The sequence below is a fragment of the Paenibacillus sp. FW507-14B1B genome, from assembly GCF_058781425.1.
Genome location: NZ_JBYSWS010000002.1, coordinates 1295189 through 1311703 on the forward strand (window position 1 = coordinate 1295189; position 16515 = coordinate 1311703).

A 16515-nucleotide genomic window follows, 5' to 3' on the forward strand; every position below is an offset into this window, starting at 1 on the left:
CCATCCCTCCTACAAGTGATCGTTCATATAGGTTAAGATCGCACCGGGCAGAACAGCAATCATAAAGGGAAATCTTAAGTAGGCCTCTTTACTGTTATTCCACGGCATTAGGCTCTTAAATATAAATACTCCAGCTACATTCTCAGCCATTCTTCGTAATCTCTTGAAGGTTTCACGGCGCCACAACAAAATGAGTATCCCAATTCCTCCTGCGAATAACACAGAATAAATGATGGCCTGAACTGTAAACCAAAGCCCGCACCACGCACCAATACCACCAAACAATTTAACATCTCCCGCACCAACCGCACCCATAAAATACATAATCAGTAATATAGCAAATCCGCCAACCATTCCTTTGGCTGAATAAGCCATTCCTTCCAGGCCGTTAGTTGCTCCATGATAAATCACACCCACTAGCATCGTGGGTAGCGTTAGAAAATTCGGGATTTTCATAGAGCGCACATCGGTAATACAGGCTGCAACTAAATATACTCCACATAATACATAAGCCAATTCCATTGCAAAATCTCCTTCTACCCGTGTCGTTACCCCTACTGTCTTTCAACGACCGTAAACATCACTTCTAGACGACCTCCATCTGCCGTCTCAATAATAAAAGGCCACGTACCCGGTGTTGTATTGAAACCTACGTTCCATTCCCATTCGATGAATCCATTCTCATCAGCAGTCTTCCAACCTAAGTACTTGGCAGTGCTCTGCCCACTTTTGTAATAGACTGATAATTGCGCATCCATTCCCGGTTCTACCCTAACCTTGACTTTAGCTTGTTTACTTGCAACAGCTGGATCTGGCTTTTCAAGCAACTCGATGCTACTATGTTCCCCTTCATCCCCGTTAGATCCACTGTCTCCACCTTCACCCGTATCTCCAATCCATAATCGTTCATGAGCTTTCGCTTGTAGCACGATCTTTTTGTTCATAAATGGAACACGAATAGGCAGCTCATAACTAAGTTCAATGCCGAAGTAAGGACTCTCCCCACTCTTTAGATTGGGAATGGAAACATTCGATATGTGAATTCTGTCGTACTCAAGTAAGCGCTCAGGCATAAATGGCTTCAAGATCGGCTTGATCACAGGATCAAGCATAGTTTCAGCCACCTCATTTCTTAGCTGCCCCAATGGTTCATCGCCCTTAGCCGCTGCTTCCATGATCCACTCATTAAGTGGAGAAGGCAGAGAAGAGCTATAATCTGATGCCCAGTCCTGAAGCGATAATTTGGGTATTTCCCAATGTGACGTCTGGTTCTCATCATTCGTATCTCCACTGCCATCGGCACCTTGATTTTGATTTATAGCAAGGGATACAGGATAGATATGGGATGTTACCGTCTTGACAGTATCCGCGGCCGTGCTCTGGAGTGCTGTGGAAATCAGTGTCATTTGGACGATATAAATAAGGAAGATGACAAAAAACATGAACATGGGCAGTACAATGGATGCCTCGACCACCATGCTGCCTAGTTCGGATTGTGAGGTTCTTCGCCTCCTGCTCCACTTCATACGCATGATCAATTAACTCCTAATAGGAAAAATCAGCTCTACGAGTAATTAGGTAGCGATTTCCCTCCACCTGATCCGTACCATCCCCAATAATGGTACCAATAGCCTTGGCGATTCCAGGCAAGAACCACAGCCGTATCCCCGTGACAATTTCACTGGATGCATAGGTCCCCCTGTCGGCCGGGTTCACTCCTGTATTGAGCCGGATTAAAGCTAACATCCGAGACAACTTCTTATCGTTATTACTATGGATAAATAAAAACATTCGTAAATGATCTCTATATGTAATTTCCACGGGTACGTATTTGGAGAGTTGAATGGAGCCCTTTTGACAGAGATGGAGCATATCCATAATGGCCTGCTCAATACCATACAAAATAGCAGCAGCCAAGATAAGCAATGGATTCCCCATCTTGCTATTGACTACAAAGCCTTCCATCGTTCGTATGGCAAGCCTTGAAGCGAATATTTCGCCATAGGCAGCTGCGATATTTCCTGCAGGATGATGAAATCCATAAAGTATGTATTCAACCTCCTGCTTACTTACAGCGAACTCGTCACTTAAATCTTTGGCTGAGCCGGGATTCTTCACAACCTTTTCTAACTGGGTAATATCAAAATGCTGAAAATAATGAACGGCATATTCATTCTGAAAAAGCTCATCTCGAATACCAGTAAGAACATTCCCCATCGAGCCGTAAGCATTGTCCATATCATTCATTGAGGATTTCCCAGCTTCGTAAGGATCTCTCTCCCTCGATGTTCCTTTACTAACACTCGGTTGTTCATTGTTAAACGTAATACTGTCATCATAGTAACGCTGGAGCTCACGGAACTGATCCAGAATCTCTTGATTCTGAGCATTTGATCCGCTTATGGCATCGATGACTTTGTAAGCTTCCTTCAGCTTCATCTGCGCCTTCTTCTCCGTCTCCTTCCGCTCCTTGTCAGAGGAACGAAACTGCTCTAACATGGCCAGCTCACGTTCTATAATGTTCTCACTCCCAGATACTCCATATTTCCTAAGATAATCCTGGGTCGAACTGCTTACACGGAGAGTAGCCCCCTTCATCCCTGATCCGCCCATAGAAGACAGGAGACTTTCAATTCGTTCATTCACTTGCCCCCATCGGGTTTGTTGAGTAGCAATTTCATTCTTAAGTCCATTCAGTAGCTCATCCGTATGGATGAGCTTTTCCGCTTGTCCACGTATCGCCTGAATCATCTCCGCATCCCCAGCACTTGAATTGTCCGCCCCTGGAGAATGGTTATTCGTTACTTGATCATACCCTTCAGTCTCAGAGCGGGCTTCCGCATCCTTGATGACCTGCTTCATTTCTTCATTAATGGATCGCGCTTCTTCCAGCCGTTCATCGGCTTCCTTAAGCAATTTATCCTGTTCTTTCTGCAGCTTCCCTGATTTGCTTGCTATATCCGAAGACACAGAAGAAACATCCCTTAGATATGAAGCGATTAGAAACGTATACAACTTCTCTTCATCTGACGCGCGTGATGCATCTTCTTGAGATTTAAGTAAGTAATCGCTATACTGTGCAGCTGCGTCTGCCGCTGTATGAACAGCGCCACCTAGCGAATCATCCGTGATGCTTGTTCCCGGTGGATGCATGATTAATTTAGATAAAGATTCTACACTCTTCCCCGCTTTACGCTGCTTCTCAAGCATGTCATCCAGCGCTTCCTCCCGTTTGTCATATAGCTTTCGTAGCTTTTTCAAAACATCTACAGCATTTGAAGCTTCTTTCATGGATTGAGATAGCGGTTTATACTTATTGACTAACTCTAATGTAAAATCAATAGGTGCTTTGTACTTCATATCTTCACTAATCTGACGATTGAAAATATCATATTTACCGAGAGGACGCTGAATTGAAAGACCTGAGCTATCAAGCTCCAGGGGAAGCAGACGAAAAGCGTCACCTCTTTCTCCTGGGCTCAAGCTGTCTTTCAGCATTTTGCCCATAATGTAGTCCCCGCTGCTCTCACCGTAAGCAAGCAATCCATATTCCTGTTGAAGCTGCGGATCATACGAGGACATAACTGACCTCACGGTAGCACGGACAAGCCGCTCACTCTGGACCTTCATGGCTGCTACGCGTGCATAATCGATAAATACTGCCACGAATATAAACACCATGGATAATGCGATAATTAAGAATATAGAGACTGCTCCATCAGAGGAGCCTCTGAGCCCGACCCATCCCTTTCTACCGACTCTCTTTATGGTCATCGACGACCTCCATACATCTGCAGTACCTCGGAAGCCGCCCCAGCATCAGTGCGACCTCCACCTGTGCCCTTGAACTTAGACCCATAGTAGCGCATGAGCTCAACGGTTCGGATAAACTCTACCGGATCAACAATATTCGAGTTAGAACGAACTTTAAGTTCTGTTCCACCTGACATCACCTTATCTAATGGAGAGATCGATATTGGCCAAGCTAATTCTGTACTCACTTTACGTATTAACACCTTATTGTCATATTTCATTTCACCCTCCATTCCATTCGGTATGGAAGCTGCCCCTTTAGTCATTTTTATATCGGTTAATTCACCACCCTGTGTCCCTCCAGGAATTGGAATGGTCCGTGCTGAGGTATCGCTCCCTAAACTAAATAAAGAAGATAACAACTGATCCTCTGTAAGTCTCCAATAGAGTGGATCGTACTGCCCTTCTGGCAACTCTCCACGAGCTACATCTTTATGACTGTTATCCCATATGAAAGCTGAACGTTCTGAAGCAGCAGATGAGGCCTGTACAAGAAAGGATCTTTGATATACATACAGACATAGAAAGAGAAGTAGCGCCGTTACCAACAATACGATCGGTAGAACAAACGATGCTTCAATCGTGAAATTCCCGTCATTGTTCTTCGAGAACCAAAGCTTAATCCTATTTAATGAATTCATCAGATTTAGAGTTAATCGTGCTAAACAATCTTTTTACCAGCTTGAGCAGCTCGTCTTTAAAGAAGAGGGCAATAATCAAAATTACTACGATAATTAGGATCATCTCAAGCGTTCCAATTCCATCCTCTTCCTTCCAAAAAGAACTCATCCCACCGCGAAGAATAGACAACATACGAATCACCAATCCCTTCTACATATTCATCATCATTAGTGCCGGCGCACCGACCAATACAATTACAATCATAAAAATAACGACCATCGGAAATATCAATTTCGATGAAGCCTGTTCACCTCTTGTGCGTGCAATAGCCTTACGCTTCTCCCACAGTACTCGTGACAAGTCTCGGAGTGCGACAACAAAGTCGTTCCCTCCACGCCGGAAGTTCAGCAGTACTGTCGTTGTAAAGATCGATACCTCTTGAATCGCGCAACGTTTGCTGAATTGCTCAAATGCCTGCTGAAAAGAATGTCCGCTCTCCCAATCTCCAATCATTTTTCGAAGCTCAACATATAAAGGATGTTTGTCCTCTGATTTACGTTCCACACAATGAACAATTGCCTTCTGAACATTCTCCCCAGCCCCCACCAGTAGAATCATCTTGTTCAACATCTCCGGAAGCTCCATGACAATATCTTGATCTCGAATCAGTGCTTTCTTACTAAGATCCTTCACCATTGAAGCTGGAAGAAGAACGCTTAGGAGAACCCCTCCCCATACACCTACTGGATCACTCGTACTCATGGACCACAAACACCCTCCAATCAGAACTAACCAGCTGTATGCAAGACAGTCAGCCATAAAAATCAGGCTCATCTCCGCGCTATGACGAAGACCATAAATCTTCTGTACTGACCTTTGTATCCGAAAAAAGAGAATGGGCGCCCGGGTAGATACCCTGGTCGTTTCCAGAATGTACAGAAATGGAGATGTTAACTTCCTTAGCCGAAGCCCTTCCATAGAAATCCTACTAAAGTGCCGATATCGCCCTCCACATTTTTGATTCAACACCACCCATCCACCCAATAACAGAATCAGTAGAGCACCGCATACCCACACTATCATTACCGAAGGTCACCTCCTCACACCTTAATGTCCATCATCTTCGTAATCCACCAGAAGCAGCCCCCAAGCGCGAAGAGTGCAAATGTAGAAATGACCAATCCTGCGGCGGAGTTATGCATAGATTCCATGTAATCCGCTGATGTCATATTCATAAATAACAGCAGCAGAAATGGAGATATGAGCAATGCCTTCGACTCAAATTTCTTTTGGGCAATCATGACTGATATTTCCTGCTGAATATCCAATTTCTCACCAATAACAGTAGATGTACGGCGTATCACCTCGACCAAGTCACCTCCATTCCTTTTGCATGTTGTGAATACATCCGCAAAATTCGTAATATCCTCCAGTCCTGCTCTTCGAGCAAAATCTTGAAGCGCTGCTTCAATCGGTTCTCCAAACTCCAGCCTTGATACAATGACTCTTAATTCAAATATCAGATCGTTTTGGGCTCCAGGATCAAGCATCAGCAGATCATCTACAGCATCACGAAAGCTATTCTCAACTGAACGTCCTGCCGACAGCGAAGATGACAAGGAGTAAAGTGCTTGCTTAAAGTGGAGGTTCAGCGTCGCTCTTCTCCGGTGAAGCAAATGCTCTCGCCAGAACCTTGGAACGATAAATCCACCAAATGCAAAAAGGAAGGACAGGACTGCATTCTGATAAAACAGATATCCCATCATGTAGAACAACACGCCTCCAAAAACCACACACCACAGACGCTGACCTCTCGAAAGAATGTATACTCTATAATCAGGAAGTTTGTTACTACGCAAGTTAGAGACTGGCTGCGCCTGTTTATCTTCATTCGTTACCAAAGACTTTCTCATCCGTCCTGCTGTTCTCATCTCACCACTCCTATATGTTGAAGCGGCCAAGAAGTTATTCCCGCCATACCTAGCTTGTCTACGTTCATCAAAGGGTTACCGCATGATTCGAGTTCTCCGGTTACGCGCCCCTCTGCTTCGCCAGTTTCACGGAAGCGATATAGTGGATTAATCATCACTTGATTCCCATCCATTCCTAAGACTTCACTGATTTCGGTGATGCGGCGAGAACGATCTCGAAGCCTTGAAAGATGTACAAAAATATCAATTGCGGAGCTAATCTGTTGACGTACGACACTAACTGGCAGATCAGCACCACTAAGCACCATTGTCTCTAAGCGACTAATCATATCTTGCGTGCTGTTACTATGCCCGGTGGATAAGCTTCCATCATGCCCGGTATTCATCGCCTGCAGCATATCGATCGCTTCACCGCCCCGCACCTCTCCAACAACAATCCGGTTAGGCCTCATCCGAAGAGAAGACCGAATCAGATCACGAATGGATACTTCGCCGCGTCCTTCGGTATTCGCATTCCGCGTCTCCAGTGACACGAGATTAGGCACGGTTACAATCTTCAGTTCAGCTGAATCCTCTATCGTAATGACTCTCTCATCAGCAGGGATGAACTGGGACAATGCATTAAGGAAGGTTGTTTTCCCCGATCCCGTTCCCCCGCTAATAAAAATGTTGTACTTCCCAATCACAAGTGTTCGTAATAAATCAGCAGTTTCTTGACTCAAGGCTCCTCTGGATACTAGATCCTCCATCGTCATAGGGGTTTCGGGGAATTTCCGAATCGTCATCGTAGGTCCTTTCAGAGCGATAGGTGGCAACACGATGTTTACCCGAGAACCGTCTTTCAAACGGGCATCCACAATCGGTGAAGATTCGTTCACGACCCGGTTCACCATTCCTACAATCGTCTGAATAATATCCTCCAGCCTACGCTGGGACTCGAATTGAACCTGAAGACGCTTCACTTCACCTTCTTGTTCAATGAACACATCCTTATGACTATTGATCATGATCTCAGTAATCGCGGGATTATCCACTAAAGGCTGAAGCACATCCAATCCACGAAAAGCATCATAAACTCTGCGTACCAAAGTGCGCCTTGCCGAAGCTGTCAGATCCGTTAGTTCAGGCCGCGCCCATACGATCTCTTCGATATATTGCATCAACTCACGATTACCAATGGCAGCCGTAACATCCAGACCCGCCCTTACCTCATTTCGTATAGAGATAAAAACCTCCTCATCCATACGCAATTCCTCCACTGCGCTCCATGTTCATCTGATCCTGTCCCCCGAGAAGCTCATTGCAAAGCTTCAATATATCCCGCTGAAAAATAGGTGAGCACAGTAGCAATTCCTCCTGCTGCACCTGCTTCCAAGAAGGAATATAAGGCAGCATTCCGTCCACCCTCATATCCTTACGCGGTAGTGGATTAGCCAGACTACCTGTAAACCGGTTAACAATGTATTTGCTTTTGGCTACGATCTGACCATATAAGTCAGGTTTCTCTTTCTCCAGATATTCAAGCCATATGCCGGTCTTATACATGCTGATGAGATCATCAAGCAGAACCCATAACAGGAGAGTACATTTCTTCATCACAGCATGAAGCCGTTCCTCACTATGATTATCTGTATCTATAACAACCACGTCGTATTGACCGCTTTTGGCGATCAGATCAATCAGAATCTCCACATCACCTGATGTCATCTCGAATACTTCCTTCAGATGATGATTCGGTTCAAACACATCACATTTCAGACCATCATGACGAATCACGTATGGTACAAGAGATATGTCCGCTTGTTCTTTCGATTCCTGAGAAGATTTGATCTCGTATAGTAGTCTAGAAAAATTAGATTCTGCCGTTCTTCTCTTAGCACTCGGAAATAAGCTAAGCGAATTCATCGTCTCCAAATTCAAATAAAAAACCTTCTTACCCAGGACGCCGAGCTGTCTTGCGATATTAATAGACATGGTCGTTCTCCCGCTCCCTCCAAGAACTGAAGCCATACAAATAATGAGCGCATCGCCGGAAAGAGAATCATTCTTGCCCACACGATTCCCCTTGATATGATTCATCCATAGGTTAAGAAGCTGAGGTAGCGGCTGATATTTGGCTGTTGTGAGTCCACCTCCATGAAGATCAGGCACATCTCCTCCTTCACTCAGAACAATCCACGGTACAGATGACTTCTCTTCAGACAACCAAGCTACAAGCATCTCGGGCTCACCCACAATAAGATCGGGTAATTCCCGATATTTACGCAAGGCATCGATTTGAGTAAACGCCGTTACCTGCATCCGCTCCACATACTCACTGCCATGAATGTATTGGAGTAATGGTTCGACATAACTGGAGTCCTGAACAGCCAGTATGACCCTGACCGGTTGCATGTTAAGACAACCCTTCTTTCGTAAAGACAACGCAAAAAAGCACCATTCAAGCCGCTTACAAGCGGTCATTGAACGGTGCTTCCGTTGTCTTGTTATAATTTTACATAAGAATATCATAACTTGCTGTATGCCAGCAAGCTAATTTTTTTATAATCATATATAACTCCTCCTCCATCCTCTTGCTAAAAAGATGAAATACCTTCATAATGAATTCGGCAGGAACAGACGTTCCTAGAAGGAATCGCTCTATATTACGTCATCCTATATAGCAGCTCCTATAGTCATAATAAACAGCATCTTAGCCAGGAGAGTGACAACTTATGAAACGACGAATCTTACCCTTTCTAATTGCCGGCCTAATCTTGTTATCAGGTTGCAGTGATTCAGGAATCACGCAGGATTTAGGTGTGGGTGCTCCTTCAGAGCAAACCGGTAATACAACCACACAGCCAAACACCTCTAAACCTACGAACTCAAATACGAATAAGAAATATCCTACAGATGATCTCAACATAAAAAGAGTCCCTGTTACACTCGTGAAAGCGGTGGACGGAGATACAATCAGCGTGAAATACGAAGAAAAGACGGAAAAGGTACGCTTTCTACTCGTAGACACACCAGAAACGAGCCACCCTCGTCTTGGTGTACAGCCATTCGGTCCAGAAGCTAAAGCATTCACGAAGGATATTGTAGAAAATGCGAAGAAACTTGAGCTCGAGTTCGATATCGGACCCAACCGTGATAAATACTCCCGATTACTCGCATACGTATATGCCGATGGCAAAATGGTTCAAGAGCTTCTTCTCGAACAGGGCCTTGCCCGTGTAGCCTACATCTATCAGCCCAATGTAAGATATGTTGATAAATTCAATGATTTACAACAGATCAGCCGCAAGAAGGCTCTCGGGATCTGGAGTGTTGAGAATTACGCGCAGAATGACGGTTTTCATGCCGAAGAAGTGAAAGGTGAAAGCAGTTCAGCTGAAAATACAACCTCCAAGACAAATACGGACAAACCCAAGAATGCTTGCAATATTAAAGGCAACATTAATTCCAAGGGTGAGAAAATATATCATACTCCGGATTCCCCATACTACGACAAAACCAAGCAAGAACAGTGGTTCTGTAGTGAAGCCGAAGCCAAACAAGCTGGATTTCGTGCTCCAAGGTAATTAAGTCTACTTCCAATATACTCTTAAGCCCCAGTACTTATAAGAACCGACGCCGGATTTCCGGTGTCGGGATCATGCATTCATCGTCTTTACCAAACCAGCGATACCGATTCTTTGCTACCCAGTTATAAATGACATTACGAAGCCCACGTGGCACGATAATAAATCCGTACAGCAGTGGCCATGGGAAGGGCAGGCGGCGGGCAATCTTAAGAGCAGCTGCTGATTGGGTATAGTAGGAACCTTTCTCTACAACAACCACTGTCTCCATTAAATTCTCTGGCAATCCTCCTCGCCGTAGCATCTCCTGTCCAATTTCAGATTGAAGTGAAGCGAATCGAAAAACACCTTTCGGATCCCTTTTTATAATAAATTTGGTGAGCCCCTGACACATATGACATACACCATCAATCAGTACAATAACATGATGTTCAGTACTTTCATTAGGTCTACTCATTCAAATCGCCCCCAAGCCTTAGGTTATGACCTCTACCTTACTTAAACATCATATCCTTAATGAATCCCGTTTCCTATATATAAGAAAAAAACGCAGGAGAATTTCTCCCGCGCTCTATCGTACCATGTTCAATTACTCTGCAACTGCTTTGCTCAGCCATTCGCCATCTTTCATCTGCTGGTCAAGTTCAGTGGAGAACTTCTCCATACATTTGCAAATGAAATCTTTACGGCACACCGGACATGGTGTTTTTCCAAGTCGGCTCACATTAGTCATTTTCCATTCCGGAAAACGGTTGTAGAATACACGGCATTTTGTTCCATCAGCTAGGCTGACAATGAACTCATAAAGCCCATCTTTATCGTTGCTTCCGGCTTTAGTTACGTTGGAAATTTGCGGTCTGTATGACACATGCATCACCCATTTATTTAAATTTCTTCTTAATTACCTTGTACTTTCTAGTACTTAGACATAATAAAGATTTTTAAGGGTGATGTCAACCAAAGAACACATCCAGTATCGAGCCGAGCTGTCCACGCTTCTTCCCTTCCAAGATATCTGGATTAAATACTTCTACATATCCGCAATTCGTACAGGAGACAAACAGGAAGTGATTATGCTGGATATCAAACATTTTGCTCAGCCCTGAACCAGACATAGACACTTCCTTCGTCTGACAATGGGTTCCCCCACACTTAGAGCACACGAACCGTTCCTCGATCATTTCTTCTATACGCATTGTTAATTTCCCCTTTCAATAACTGACCATACAAGTATCTACGGACCATAGGGGCATCACGTCGCATAATCAAAAAACAACCGATTCATAGGAGGCTGATACTTTCTAACTGCAAGAATCATTCATCAAAAAAAAGAAGAAGCCGCCATATAGTAGATAGATCTACTGATTTGGACAGCCTCTTCAGGAATTCGCATCTCTAATATGCTTAGGCAACATCAGCCTAACCATATCGTTGAATGGCTTAAACTACATTTAACTCCACATCAATATTGCCTCGAGTCGCTTTAGAATACGGGCAGAAAGCATGAGCCTTCTTAGCCAGATCTTCCGCTTGACTCCGTTCAATGCCAGGCATCGATATATTCATCTTCACAGCGAGCTTAAAGCCGTCTGCACCTTCATCTTTACCAATCATGACTTGGGAATGGATTTCGACATCCTTAAGCTCTACGCCTTCTTTACGTGCGATATTCGCCAAGGCACTTTCATAACAAGCGCCATAGCCTGCTGCGAATAGTTGTTCTGGATTGGTTCCTTCACCACCAGATCCACCTAATTCCTTAGGCATGCTTAAGCTGTGCTTCAAAACTCCATCAGACGATTCGACCGCACCTGTCCGGCCTCCGGTTACTTTTACATCTGCTGTGTATAATGGTTGCATACTCGATCATCTCCTCTGTCTGATTTAACGTTCTCTATAATCACTTAAACTTATGAGCGAAATTGAAACGGATTGTTTTCCGATAAAGATAAACGTGTTTATCAACTCAGATATATTTATGGGATGAAATGAATAGACAAAAAAAGAACAACCTCTTGCTAAGCAAGAGGTTGTTCTTCTGGTTTATGATGCGGTAGAGAGGACTCGAACCTCCACGGGTATACACCCACTACCCCCTCAAGATAGCGTGTCTGCCATTCCACCACTACCGCATATATAAGGGAATGTTCCAAAAGAGAACATTACTTATTATATCGCTCTCTTACTAAGAAGTAAAGTGGAAATTCACATGCAGCCACTCCCCTGATCCGATGCCGCTATGGTGGAATCCATTCACCCTGTGGGTCTCAAAGCAAGGCACCACAAACCATAAACCATACCCACGTTCCTTCACTAATACATCCTTACTTGCTTGATTCCTCTCCAGCACTTTTACGTCTCTTTTTTCTGTATTTAGCAAACTCTAAATATTCTCTTATAAAATGCTTCTCATCATCTGTAAGGTTTGAAACCTGAAGTCGTCCCTCGCCTTGTGCATTATGGGCCCCATAGATTTCTCGAACTTCCATTATACCTGGGGAGGGAGATCCCTTACCGACTATGAGCCAGTCCAGACTAACCTCAAAATAGCCTGCAATCTCAATCAGTTTATTTGTGCTTGGGGTTGTCTTTCCTCTCTTCCAATCACCAAAATTTCCTGTGCTGATCCCGAGGGTTTCACAAAAAGCTTTCTTAGTCATACCCCGGCTTTCAATTAGATGTTCGATTCGTTGGTAAATAGACTGCATGAAACAACCGCCTTCCCCAATCCTGTAAGAAAATAAATACGTATGTACGCTATCAAACCCTTGTAAAATGACTTATGTAAGTGTATAATGAAAGGAAGCGTATCTAAATTATACCATTTTTATCAGCTTCTTGTCTCATACCATAAGTCTCTATAACGGGGGAGCGAGTCCTTTGCCTGAATTCTCTTCTACACCTTGGTGCTACGCTGTCCACTCCTTAAATTCTGGACTGATGATCATCCGTCCGGACGGCAAGATAGACCAAATTAATGATTCACTAAGAATGATGTTCTCGAAGTATGGTGCCTCTCCCCAATTTGATTGGCAAGGGGTTTCTTTTTTTGAACTACCTCCAGCCGTATTCGGAAGATCCTCCTATGAGGATTTTTTTGAAGAAGTCTACTTGCCTTCGGTTCGGGACGTTCTATTAGGCAACCATAATTATTATTCAGCAGAATATGCGATAGACGTAATCGGTAAGACCGTCTGGATTCTGTGCGAAGCGCGTACTCTTGTAACCGATACAGAGAATACCGCCCAAGGAATCGTTGTATCGTTTACGAACATAACTCGTTATAAACAGCGCGAAATCCGGCTAGAACATGCGCTATCTCATTCATGCTCTATCCACGGTCATGTTCCAATCTGTGCTGTATGTAAACATGTAAGGGAAGGCGAAGAATGGGAGCCGGTAGAGAGCTTTTTGGAAAGCCGTACCTCCATGGAATTCACACACGATATTTGTCCTAGTTGTATTCGTAGACTATACCCTAAATACTCATCTGTCCTAGATGAACCACGCAACTCAAGTGAAGTAGATTAATATACGTCAAATAGCCTTAGTTCAGTATTCTAACACTTGAACTAAGGCTATTTATATAGCATTTTATTCCTACATAATTATTTCGTAATAAACGCCTGTTTGGAACGATCTATCATTTAGTTCGTTTCTATCTCAGGCTTCAAATCTTCTTCAATAAAAATAAGAAAGTCCTCTATATCGCCAGTATCAGGTCACCAGGAGCCATCTAGACGAGTTGGAAACTCTGCTTCATCTACTTGCACCGTATAATCATAAAAGCGCTCTTTCGTTACAATAGGTGCCTTAGAATCATAGCCTATGCCTACGATAACAGCCGGTGATATGCCATGAGTACGCCTTGATTGCAGCCACATGAACTCAGTAAATTGCGCCAAACGCTTGGCCCTCTATCCAGCATCAAACTTACCCTCGTTTTTATATGAGACTGATTATATTTTCATTAAATTAGTATATCCTATTCAGTCTGTCCAATAAAAAACAAAACAGCTATAGCCCGGTTTATCCCAGACTATAGCTGTTGAAATATTTCATCTTCATATATGAATACGTTTAGGGATTGCTAGCTTCTACGCTGGCGAGCACGAGCCTGTCCGCCTTTACGCCCAGCTTCTTCGCGGCTCATCTTCCCATTATGCTCCGTGTGATTACGGGATTCGCCACCCTTTTGACCAATCTCTTGGTAAAATTCTCTTCCATGCGAATCTGAGGTTGACTCTCCGCCTTTTTGACCGATTTCTTGGTAGAACTCCTTGCCACGCGAATCTGAAGTCGATTCGCCACCCTTACGTCCGATCTCTTGATAAAAATCTGTGTCATGAGACTCTGACGTGGATACGCCACCCTTCCGGCCTATTTCCTGATAGAATTCTTTGTTATGGTTCTTGGCAGTTGCTTCTCCACCTAAACGTCCTGCTTCTTCACGGCTCATCTTCCTGTCGGTATTTCTAGCCATTTTGAATCACTCCTTATAGGTTATCGAAGTTTCTCGTCCACGTTATCCTATTAACCGCCTGACCCAAGATGAAACAAATTGTCCTTATTTAAAAATGAACAAAAAAAAGCCCCTGCAATTTGCAGGAGCTTTTTAATATGCGGTAGAGAGGACTCGAACCTCCACGGGTATACACCCACTACCCCCTCAAGATAGCGTGTCTGCCATTCCACCACTACCGCATAATAAAAGGGAACTACTTTTAAAAAAAACTGGTGAGCCATGAAGGACTCGAACCTTCGACACCCTGATTAAAAGTCAGGTGCTCTACCAACTGAGCTAATGGCTCTCGATGACAATCTTGATGATGCCATATAAGTAAAATGGTGACCCGTAGGGGATTCGAACCCCTGTTACCTCCGTGAAAGGGAGGTGTCTTAACCCCTTGACCAACGGGCCTTATTAGTTGTCATCTCCGTGACGACAAGATTGAGTATAGCATAGATTTAAATATGTTGACAAGCTTTTTTAATAATTTTTTTTAAGGAAAAATTATACTATAAAATAAGCTAAATTATCCCATTAATCTACTCATTTATAACCAAGAAATCACGAGTCGGGATAAGCACTCTTCTCTATTACGTGGGAGCTTCATTTGATGGATCTCCAACCGGAGAAAGAGGGATTCTATTCTTTCTGTCGAGACTGCAATATACCTCCTAACAAAGTTTATACATAGGCGTCCCCAAAAAATAGTTCTTATCCCTTTACACATAAAAACAACCTGCCGGAAATGAGGGCAGGTTGTTTAAAAACGATGTATTTCTAAACGGAGAGAGAGGGATTCGAACCCTCGCACCGCTTACGCAGTCTAACCCCTTAGCAGAGGGTCCCCTTATAGCCACTTGGGTATCTCTCCAAAAAATAAAAATGGCTCCCCGAACAGGACTCGAACCTGTGACAACTCGATTAACAGTCGAGTGCTCTACCAACTGAGCTATCAGGGAACATTATGGTATTAATTTATCATAGGCTAAGCAATTAGTCAAGCATTAAAAGACGTAAATGTCCGCTACATCGACCACAGCGATATCGAGCTGGGTCCATTTTCCGTTTTCGCTTATACTCCGTGCCACATTCGACACAGCGGAGTACGTAACGGTAAGGTTCAGGCTTTCGCTTCTTCCCATCTGACTTCACAATTGCTTTACAGAAGCGACTTCCGCCAACGGCTTGAAGAAGCTTCTTAAAATCCGCATCCCTGTGCTTATATCCCCTTCCAGCCAGATGCAGATGATAGTGGCAGAGTTCATGCTTAATAATTCGCTCTACCTCTTCCTTCCCATGAATCTCAAGCTGATGAGGATTAATCTCAATATTATGGCTTTTCATAAAATATCTTCCCCCCGTAGAGGAAAGTCTACGGTTAAATGTAGCACGGTGCTTGAATGGAATATGAAAACTATGGATTGATATTTCTTCCACCCAAGCCTGTAACTCTTCATTACTCATTTCATGCATAACGTACCCTCTTCTTTCTTTGCGCCTTATCTCTAATCATACCCGCAAACATATAACGGATCCTACTTGAATTTTAACTTCCCCCTAAGCTACACTGTCAAGTAAGGATGCTGCAAATGAACGGCTTTCGTCTGCAACAATCTGAAGCTGGAAAGTATGGAGGGAGAACTTACAATCATGCCGAACATGCGTTATGTGATTTTACAATTAAACGATAAGCTACAATACGTAGAAATGCCTGCGGATTACGCTTACCAGCTAAGTGCACTCAATCTTCGTCTTAATAAGGAAATTAGCAAGCTTACGGTGACAGACAAGCCAGATTTACCTCTTGCAGTAGCAGAATGTGATAACTTGGATTTGCTGCAGGAGACCGAACAGACTGTTAGTGGCCTGGATTACATAAACGAACTAGAGCAAACTTTTGCATCCTTAAACGAAGCCAACTACCCACTTATATCACTTCTGACGGAAATTCGTGCTCTTCAAGCACAACTTGAGCAGTGGTATGAAGATGAAGCGGTTTAAAATGATGTAGACCTGCACGCTTTGGGCAGATTCCCCATATGCTATCCTTACAGACGGATCGCAAGAGGAGGAG

Annotated in this window: 20 protein-coding genes and 6 tRNA genes; 3 read left to right on the forward strand and 23 right to left on the reverse strand. The window is 43.7% G+C overall.

What is annotated here, in order from left to right; all coding sequences use genetic code 11:
- Positions 1-9: 9 nt before the first annotated feature.
- The 9 genes from AC3WJJ_RS14595 to AC3WJJ_RS14635 are packed head-to-tail and all read right to left on the reverse strand — an operon-like array spanning position 10 to position 8759.
- A complete protein-coding gene (locus AC3WJJ_RS14595; protein ID WP_492541657.1) occupies positions 10-522 on the reverse strand; it encodes an A24 family peptidase in 513 nt (170 codons plus the stop codon).
- Positions 523-554: 32 nt separating this feature from the next.
- The gene (locus AC3WJJ_RS14600; RefSeq protein ID WP_492541658.1) at positions 555-1532 is read right to left on the reverse strand and encodes a TadE/TadG family type IV pilus assembly protein; all 978 of its coding nucleotides are present in this window, start codon (positions 1530-1532) and stop codon (positions 555-557) included.
- Between the two features lie 13 nt (positions 1533-1545).
- Positions 1546-3774, reverse strand: coding sequence for a hypothetical protein (locus tag AC3WJJ_RS14605; protein ID WP_492541660.1), 2229 nt, complete (start codon positions 3772-3774; stop codon positions 1546-1548).
- On the reverse strand, positions 3771-4454 hold the full coding sequence (locus AC3WJJ_RS14610) for a pilus assembly protein (protein WP_492541662.1): 684 nt from the start codon (positions 4452-4454) through the stop codon (positions 3771-3773). Before AC3WJJ_RS14610 ends, AC3WJJ_RS14605 begins: the two co-directional genes overlap by 4 nt.
- Positions 4438-4626, reverse strand: coding sequence for a Flp1 family type IVb pilin (locus AC3WJJ_RS14615; protein WP_492542063.1), 189 nt, complete (start codon positions 4624-4626; stop codon positions 4438-4440). Before AC3WJJ_RS14615 ends, AC3WJJ_RS14610 begins: the two co-directional genes overlap by 17 nt.
- Positions 4627-4644: 18 nt before the next feature.
- Positions 4645-5517, reverse strand: a complete 873-nt coding sequence (locus AC3WJJ_RS14620) for a type II secretion system F family protein (RefSeq protein ID WP_492541664.1) — start codon at positions 5515-5517, stop codon at positions 4645-4647.
- Between the two features lie 17 nt (positions 5518-5534).
- Complete coding sequence (locus AC3WJJ_RS14625; protein ID WP_492541666.1) at positions 5535-6365, reverse strand: type II secretion system F family protein; 831 nt, start codon at positions 6363-6365, stop codon at positions 5535-5537.
- Positions 6362-7609: a TadA family conjugal transfer-associated ATPase gene (locus AC3WJJ_RS14630; RefSeq protein WP_492541668.1), complete on the reverse strand. Its 1248-nt coding sequence runs from the start codon at positions 7607-7609 to the stop codon at positions 6362-6364. Before AC3WJJ_RS14630 ends, AC3WJJ_RS14625 begins: the two co-directional genes overlap by 4 nt.
- Positions 7602-8759, reverse strand: a complete 1158-nt coding sequence (locus tag AC3WJJ_RS14635) for an AAA family ATPase (protein WP_492541670.1) — start codon at positions 8757-8759, stop codon at positions 7602-7604. The genes AC3WJJ_RS14630 and AC3WJJ_RS14635 overlap by 8 nt, the downstream gene beginning before the upstream one ends.
- 320 nt (positions 8760-9079) lie before the next feature.
- Here AC3WJJ_RS14635 and AC3WJJ_RS14640 point away from each other — a divergent pair, with 320 nt between their 5' ends.
- Complete coding sequence (locus AC3WJJ_RS14640; RefSeq protein ID WP_492541672.1) at positions 9080-9931, forward strand: thermonuclease family protein; 852 nt, start codon at positions 9080-9082, stop codon at positions 9929-9931.
- A 37-nt stretch (positions 9932-9968) separates the two neighbouring features.
- Here AC3WJJ_RS14640 and AC3WJJ_RS14645 read toward each other — a convergent pair whose 3' ends face one another.
- The 6 genes from AC3WJJ_RS14645 to AC3WJJ_RS14670 form a co-directional block, all read right to left on the reverse strand.
- Positions 9969-10388 carry a thiol-disulfide oxidoreductase DCC family protein gene (locus tag AC3WJJ_RS14645; protein WP_492541674.1) on the reverse strand — a complete coding sequence of 140 codons (420 nt, stop codon included), beginning with the start codon at positions 10386-10388 and terminating at the stop codon, positions 9969-9971.
- A gap of 132 nt (positions 10389-10520) precedes the next feature.
- The gene (locus AC3WJJ_RS14650; RefSeq protein ID WP_492541676.1) at positions 10521-10799 is read right to left on the reverse strand and encodes a hypothetical protein; all 279 of its coding nucleotides are present in this window, start codon (positions 10797-10799) and stop codon (positions 10521-10523) included.
- An 85-nt stretch (positions 10800-10884) separates the two neighbouring features.
- Complete coding sequence (locus tag AC3WJJ_RS14655; RefSeq protein ID WP_422658108.1) at positions 10885-11127, reverse strand: zinc ribbon domain-containing protein; 243 nt, start codon at positions 11125-11127, stop codon at positions 10885-10887.
- A gap of 244 nt (positions 11128-11371) precedes the next feature.
- The gene (locus tag AC3WJJ_RS14660; RefSeq protein ID WP_422658109.1) at positions 11372-11791 is read right to left on the reverse strand and encodes an organic hydroperoxide resistance protein; all 420 of its coding nucleotides are present in this window, start codon (positions 11789-11791) and stop codon (positions 11372-11374) included.
- A 189-nt stretch (positions 11792-11980) separates the two neighbouring features.
- A tRNA-Leu gene (locus tag AC3WJJ_RS14665) sits at positions 11981-12063 on the reverse strand.
- A gap of 192 nt (positions 12064-12255) precedes the next feature.
- Positions 12256-12639, reverse strand: a complete 384-nt coding sequence (locus AC3WJJ_RS14670) for a helix-turn-helix domain-containing protein (RefSeq protein WP_492541679.1) — start codon at positions 12637-12639, stop codon at positions 12256-12258.
- A gap of 130 nt (positions 12640-12769) precedes the next feature.
- Here AC3WJJ_RS14670 and AC3WJJ_RS14675 point away from each other — a divergent pair, with 130 nt between their 5' ends.
- Positions 12770-13462, forward strand: coding sequence for a hypothetical protein (locus tag AC3WJJ_RS14675; protein ID WP_492541681.1), 693 nt, complete (start codon positions 12770-12772; stop codon positions 13460-13462).
- 191 nt (positions 13463-13653) lie between these two features.
- Here the strand turns inward: AC3WJJ_RS14675 and AC3WJJ_RS14680 are convergent, their stop codons facing one another.
- The 8 genes from AC3WJJ_RS14680 to AC3WJJ_RS14715 form a co-directional block, all read right to left on the reverse strand.
- Positions 13654-13836: a hypothetical protein gene (locus tag AC3WJJ_RS14680; RefSeq protein WP_492541683.1), complete on the reverse strand. Its 183-nt coding sequence runs from the start codon at positions 13834-13836 to the stop codon at positions 13654-13656.
- A gap of 185 nt (positions 13837-14021) precedes the next feature.
- Positions 14022-14414, reverse strand: coding sequence for a KGG domain-containing protein (locus tag AC3WJJ_RS14685; RefSeq protein ID WP_492541685.1), 393 nt, complete (start codon positions 14412-14414; stop codon positions 14022-14024).
- 138 nt (positions 14415-14552) lie between these two features.
- A tRNA-Leu gene (locus tag AC3WJJ_RS14690) sits at positions 14553-14635 on the reverse strand.
- A 31-nt stretch (positions 14636-14666) separates the two neighbouring features.
- Positions 14667-14742 (reverse strand) — tRNA-Lys (locus tag AC3WJJ_RS14695).
- Between the two features lie 35 nt (positions 14743-14777).
- Positions 14778-14852 (reverse strand) — tRNA-Glu (locus AC3WJJ_RS14700).
- A 371-nt stretch (positions 14853-15223) separates the two neighbouring features.
- Positions 15224-15312 (reverse strand) — tRNA-Ser (locus tag AC3WJJ_RS14705).
- Positions 15313-15324: 12 nt separating this feature from the next.
- A tRNA-Asn gene (locus AC3WJJ_RS14710) sits at positions 15325-15400 on the reverse strand.
- A gap of 34 nt (positions 15401-15434) precedes the next feature.
- Positions 15435-15905 (reverse strand): SprT family protein, encoded by a 471-nt coding sequence (locus tag AC3WJJ_RS14715; RefSeq protein WP_492542065.1) that lies wholly within the window; start codon positions 15903-15905, stop codon positions 15435-15437.
- Between the two features lie 186 nt (positions 15906-16091).
- Between AC3WJJ_RS14715 and AC3WJJ_RS14720 the strand changes: the two genes are divergently transcribed.
- Positions 16092-16442 carry a hydrolase/acyltransferase gene (locus tag AC3WJJ_RS14720; RefSeq protein WP_492541687.1) on the forward strand — a complete coding sequence of 117 codons (351 nt, stop codon included), beginning with the start codon at positions 16092-16094 and terminating at the stop codon, positions 16440-16442.
- The last annotated feature ends 73 nt before the right edge of the window (positions 16443-16515 follow it).

Coding starts and splice junctions, on each gene's coding strand:
- AC3WJJ_RS14620 (WP_492541664.1), bottom strand. CDS start 5,517: ATGATAGTGTGGGTATGCGGTGCTCTACTGATTCTGTTATTGGGTGGA.
- AC3WJJ_RS14615 (WP_492542063.1), bottom strand. CDS start 4,626: ATGTTGTCTATTCTTCGCGGTGGGATGAGTTCTTTTTGGAAGGAAGAG.
- AC3WJJ_RS14720 (WP_492541687.1), top strand. CDS start 16,092: ATGCCGAACATGCGTTATGTGATTTTACAATTAAACGATAAGCTACAA.
- AC3WJJ_RS14670 (WP_492541679.1), bottom strand. CDS start 12,639: ATGCAGTCTATTTACCAACGAATCGAACATCTAATTGAAAGCCGGGGT.
- AC3WJJ_RS14645 (WP_492541674.1), bottom strand. CDS start 10,388: ATGAGTAGACCTAATGAAAGTACTGAACATCATGTTATTGTACTGATT.
- AC3WJJ_RS14630 (WP_492541668.1), bottom strand. CDS start 7,609: ATGGATGAGGAGGTTTTTATCTCTATACGAAATGAGGTAAGGGCGGGT.
- AC3WJJ_RS14600 (WP_492541658.1), bottom strand. CDS start 1,532: ATGCGTATGAAGTGGAGCAGGAGGCGAAGAACCTCACAATCCGAACTA.
- AC3WJJ_RS14635 (WP_492541670.1), bottom strand. CDS start 8,759: ATGCAACCGGTCAGGGTCATACTGGCTGTTCAGGACTCCAGTTATGTC.
- AC3WJJ_RS14625 (WP_492541666.1), bottom strand. CDS start 6,365: ATGAGAACAGCAGGACGGATGAGAAAGTCTTTGGTAACGAATGAAGAT.
- AC3WJJ_RS14605 (WP_492541660.1), bottom strand. CDS start 3,774: ATGACCATAAAGAGAGTCGGTAGAAAGGGATGGGTCGGGCTCAGAGGC.
- AC3WJJ_RS14655 (WP_422658108.1), bottom strand. CDS start 11,127: ATGCGTATAGAAGAAATGATCGAGGAACGGTTCGTGTGCTCTAAGTGT.
- AC3WJJ_RS14595 (WP_492541657.1), bottom strand. CDS start 522: ATGGAATTGGCTTATGTATTATGTGGAGTATATTTAGTTGCAGCCTGT.
- AC3WJJ_RS14610 (WP_492541662.1), bottom strand. CDS start 4,454: ATGAATTCATTAAATAGGATTAAGCTTTGGTTCTCGAAGAACAATGAC.
- AC3WJJ_RS14685 (WP_492541685.1), bottom strand. CDS start 14,414: ATGGCTAGAAATACCGACAGGAAGATGAGCCGTGAAGAAGCAGGACGT.
- AC3WJJ_RS14640 (WP_492541672.1), top strand. CDS start 9,080: ATGAAACGACGAATCTTACCCTTTCTAATTGCCGGCCTAATCTTGTTA.
- AC3WJJ_RS14715 (WP_492542065.1), bottom strand. CDS start 15,905: ATGAGTAATGAAGAGTTACAGGCTTGGGTGGAAGAAATATCAATCCAT.
- AC3WJJ_RS14660 (WP_422658109.1), bottom strand. CDS start 11,791: ATGCAACCATTATACACAGCAGATGTAAAAGTAACCGGAGGCCGGACA.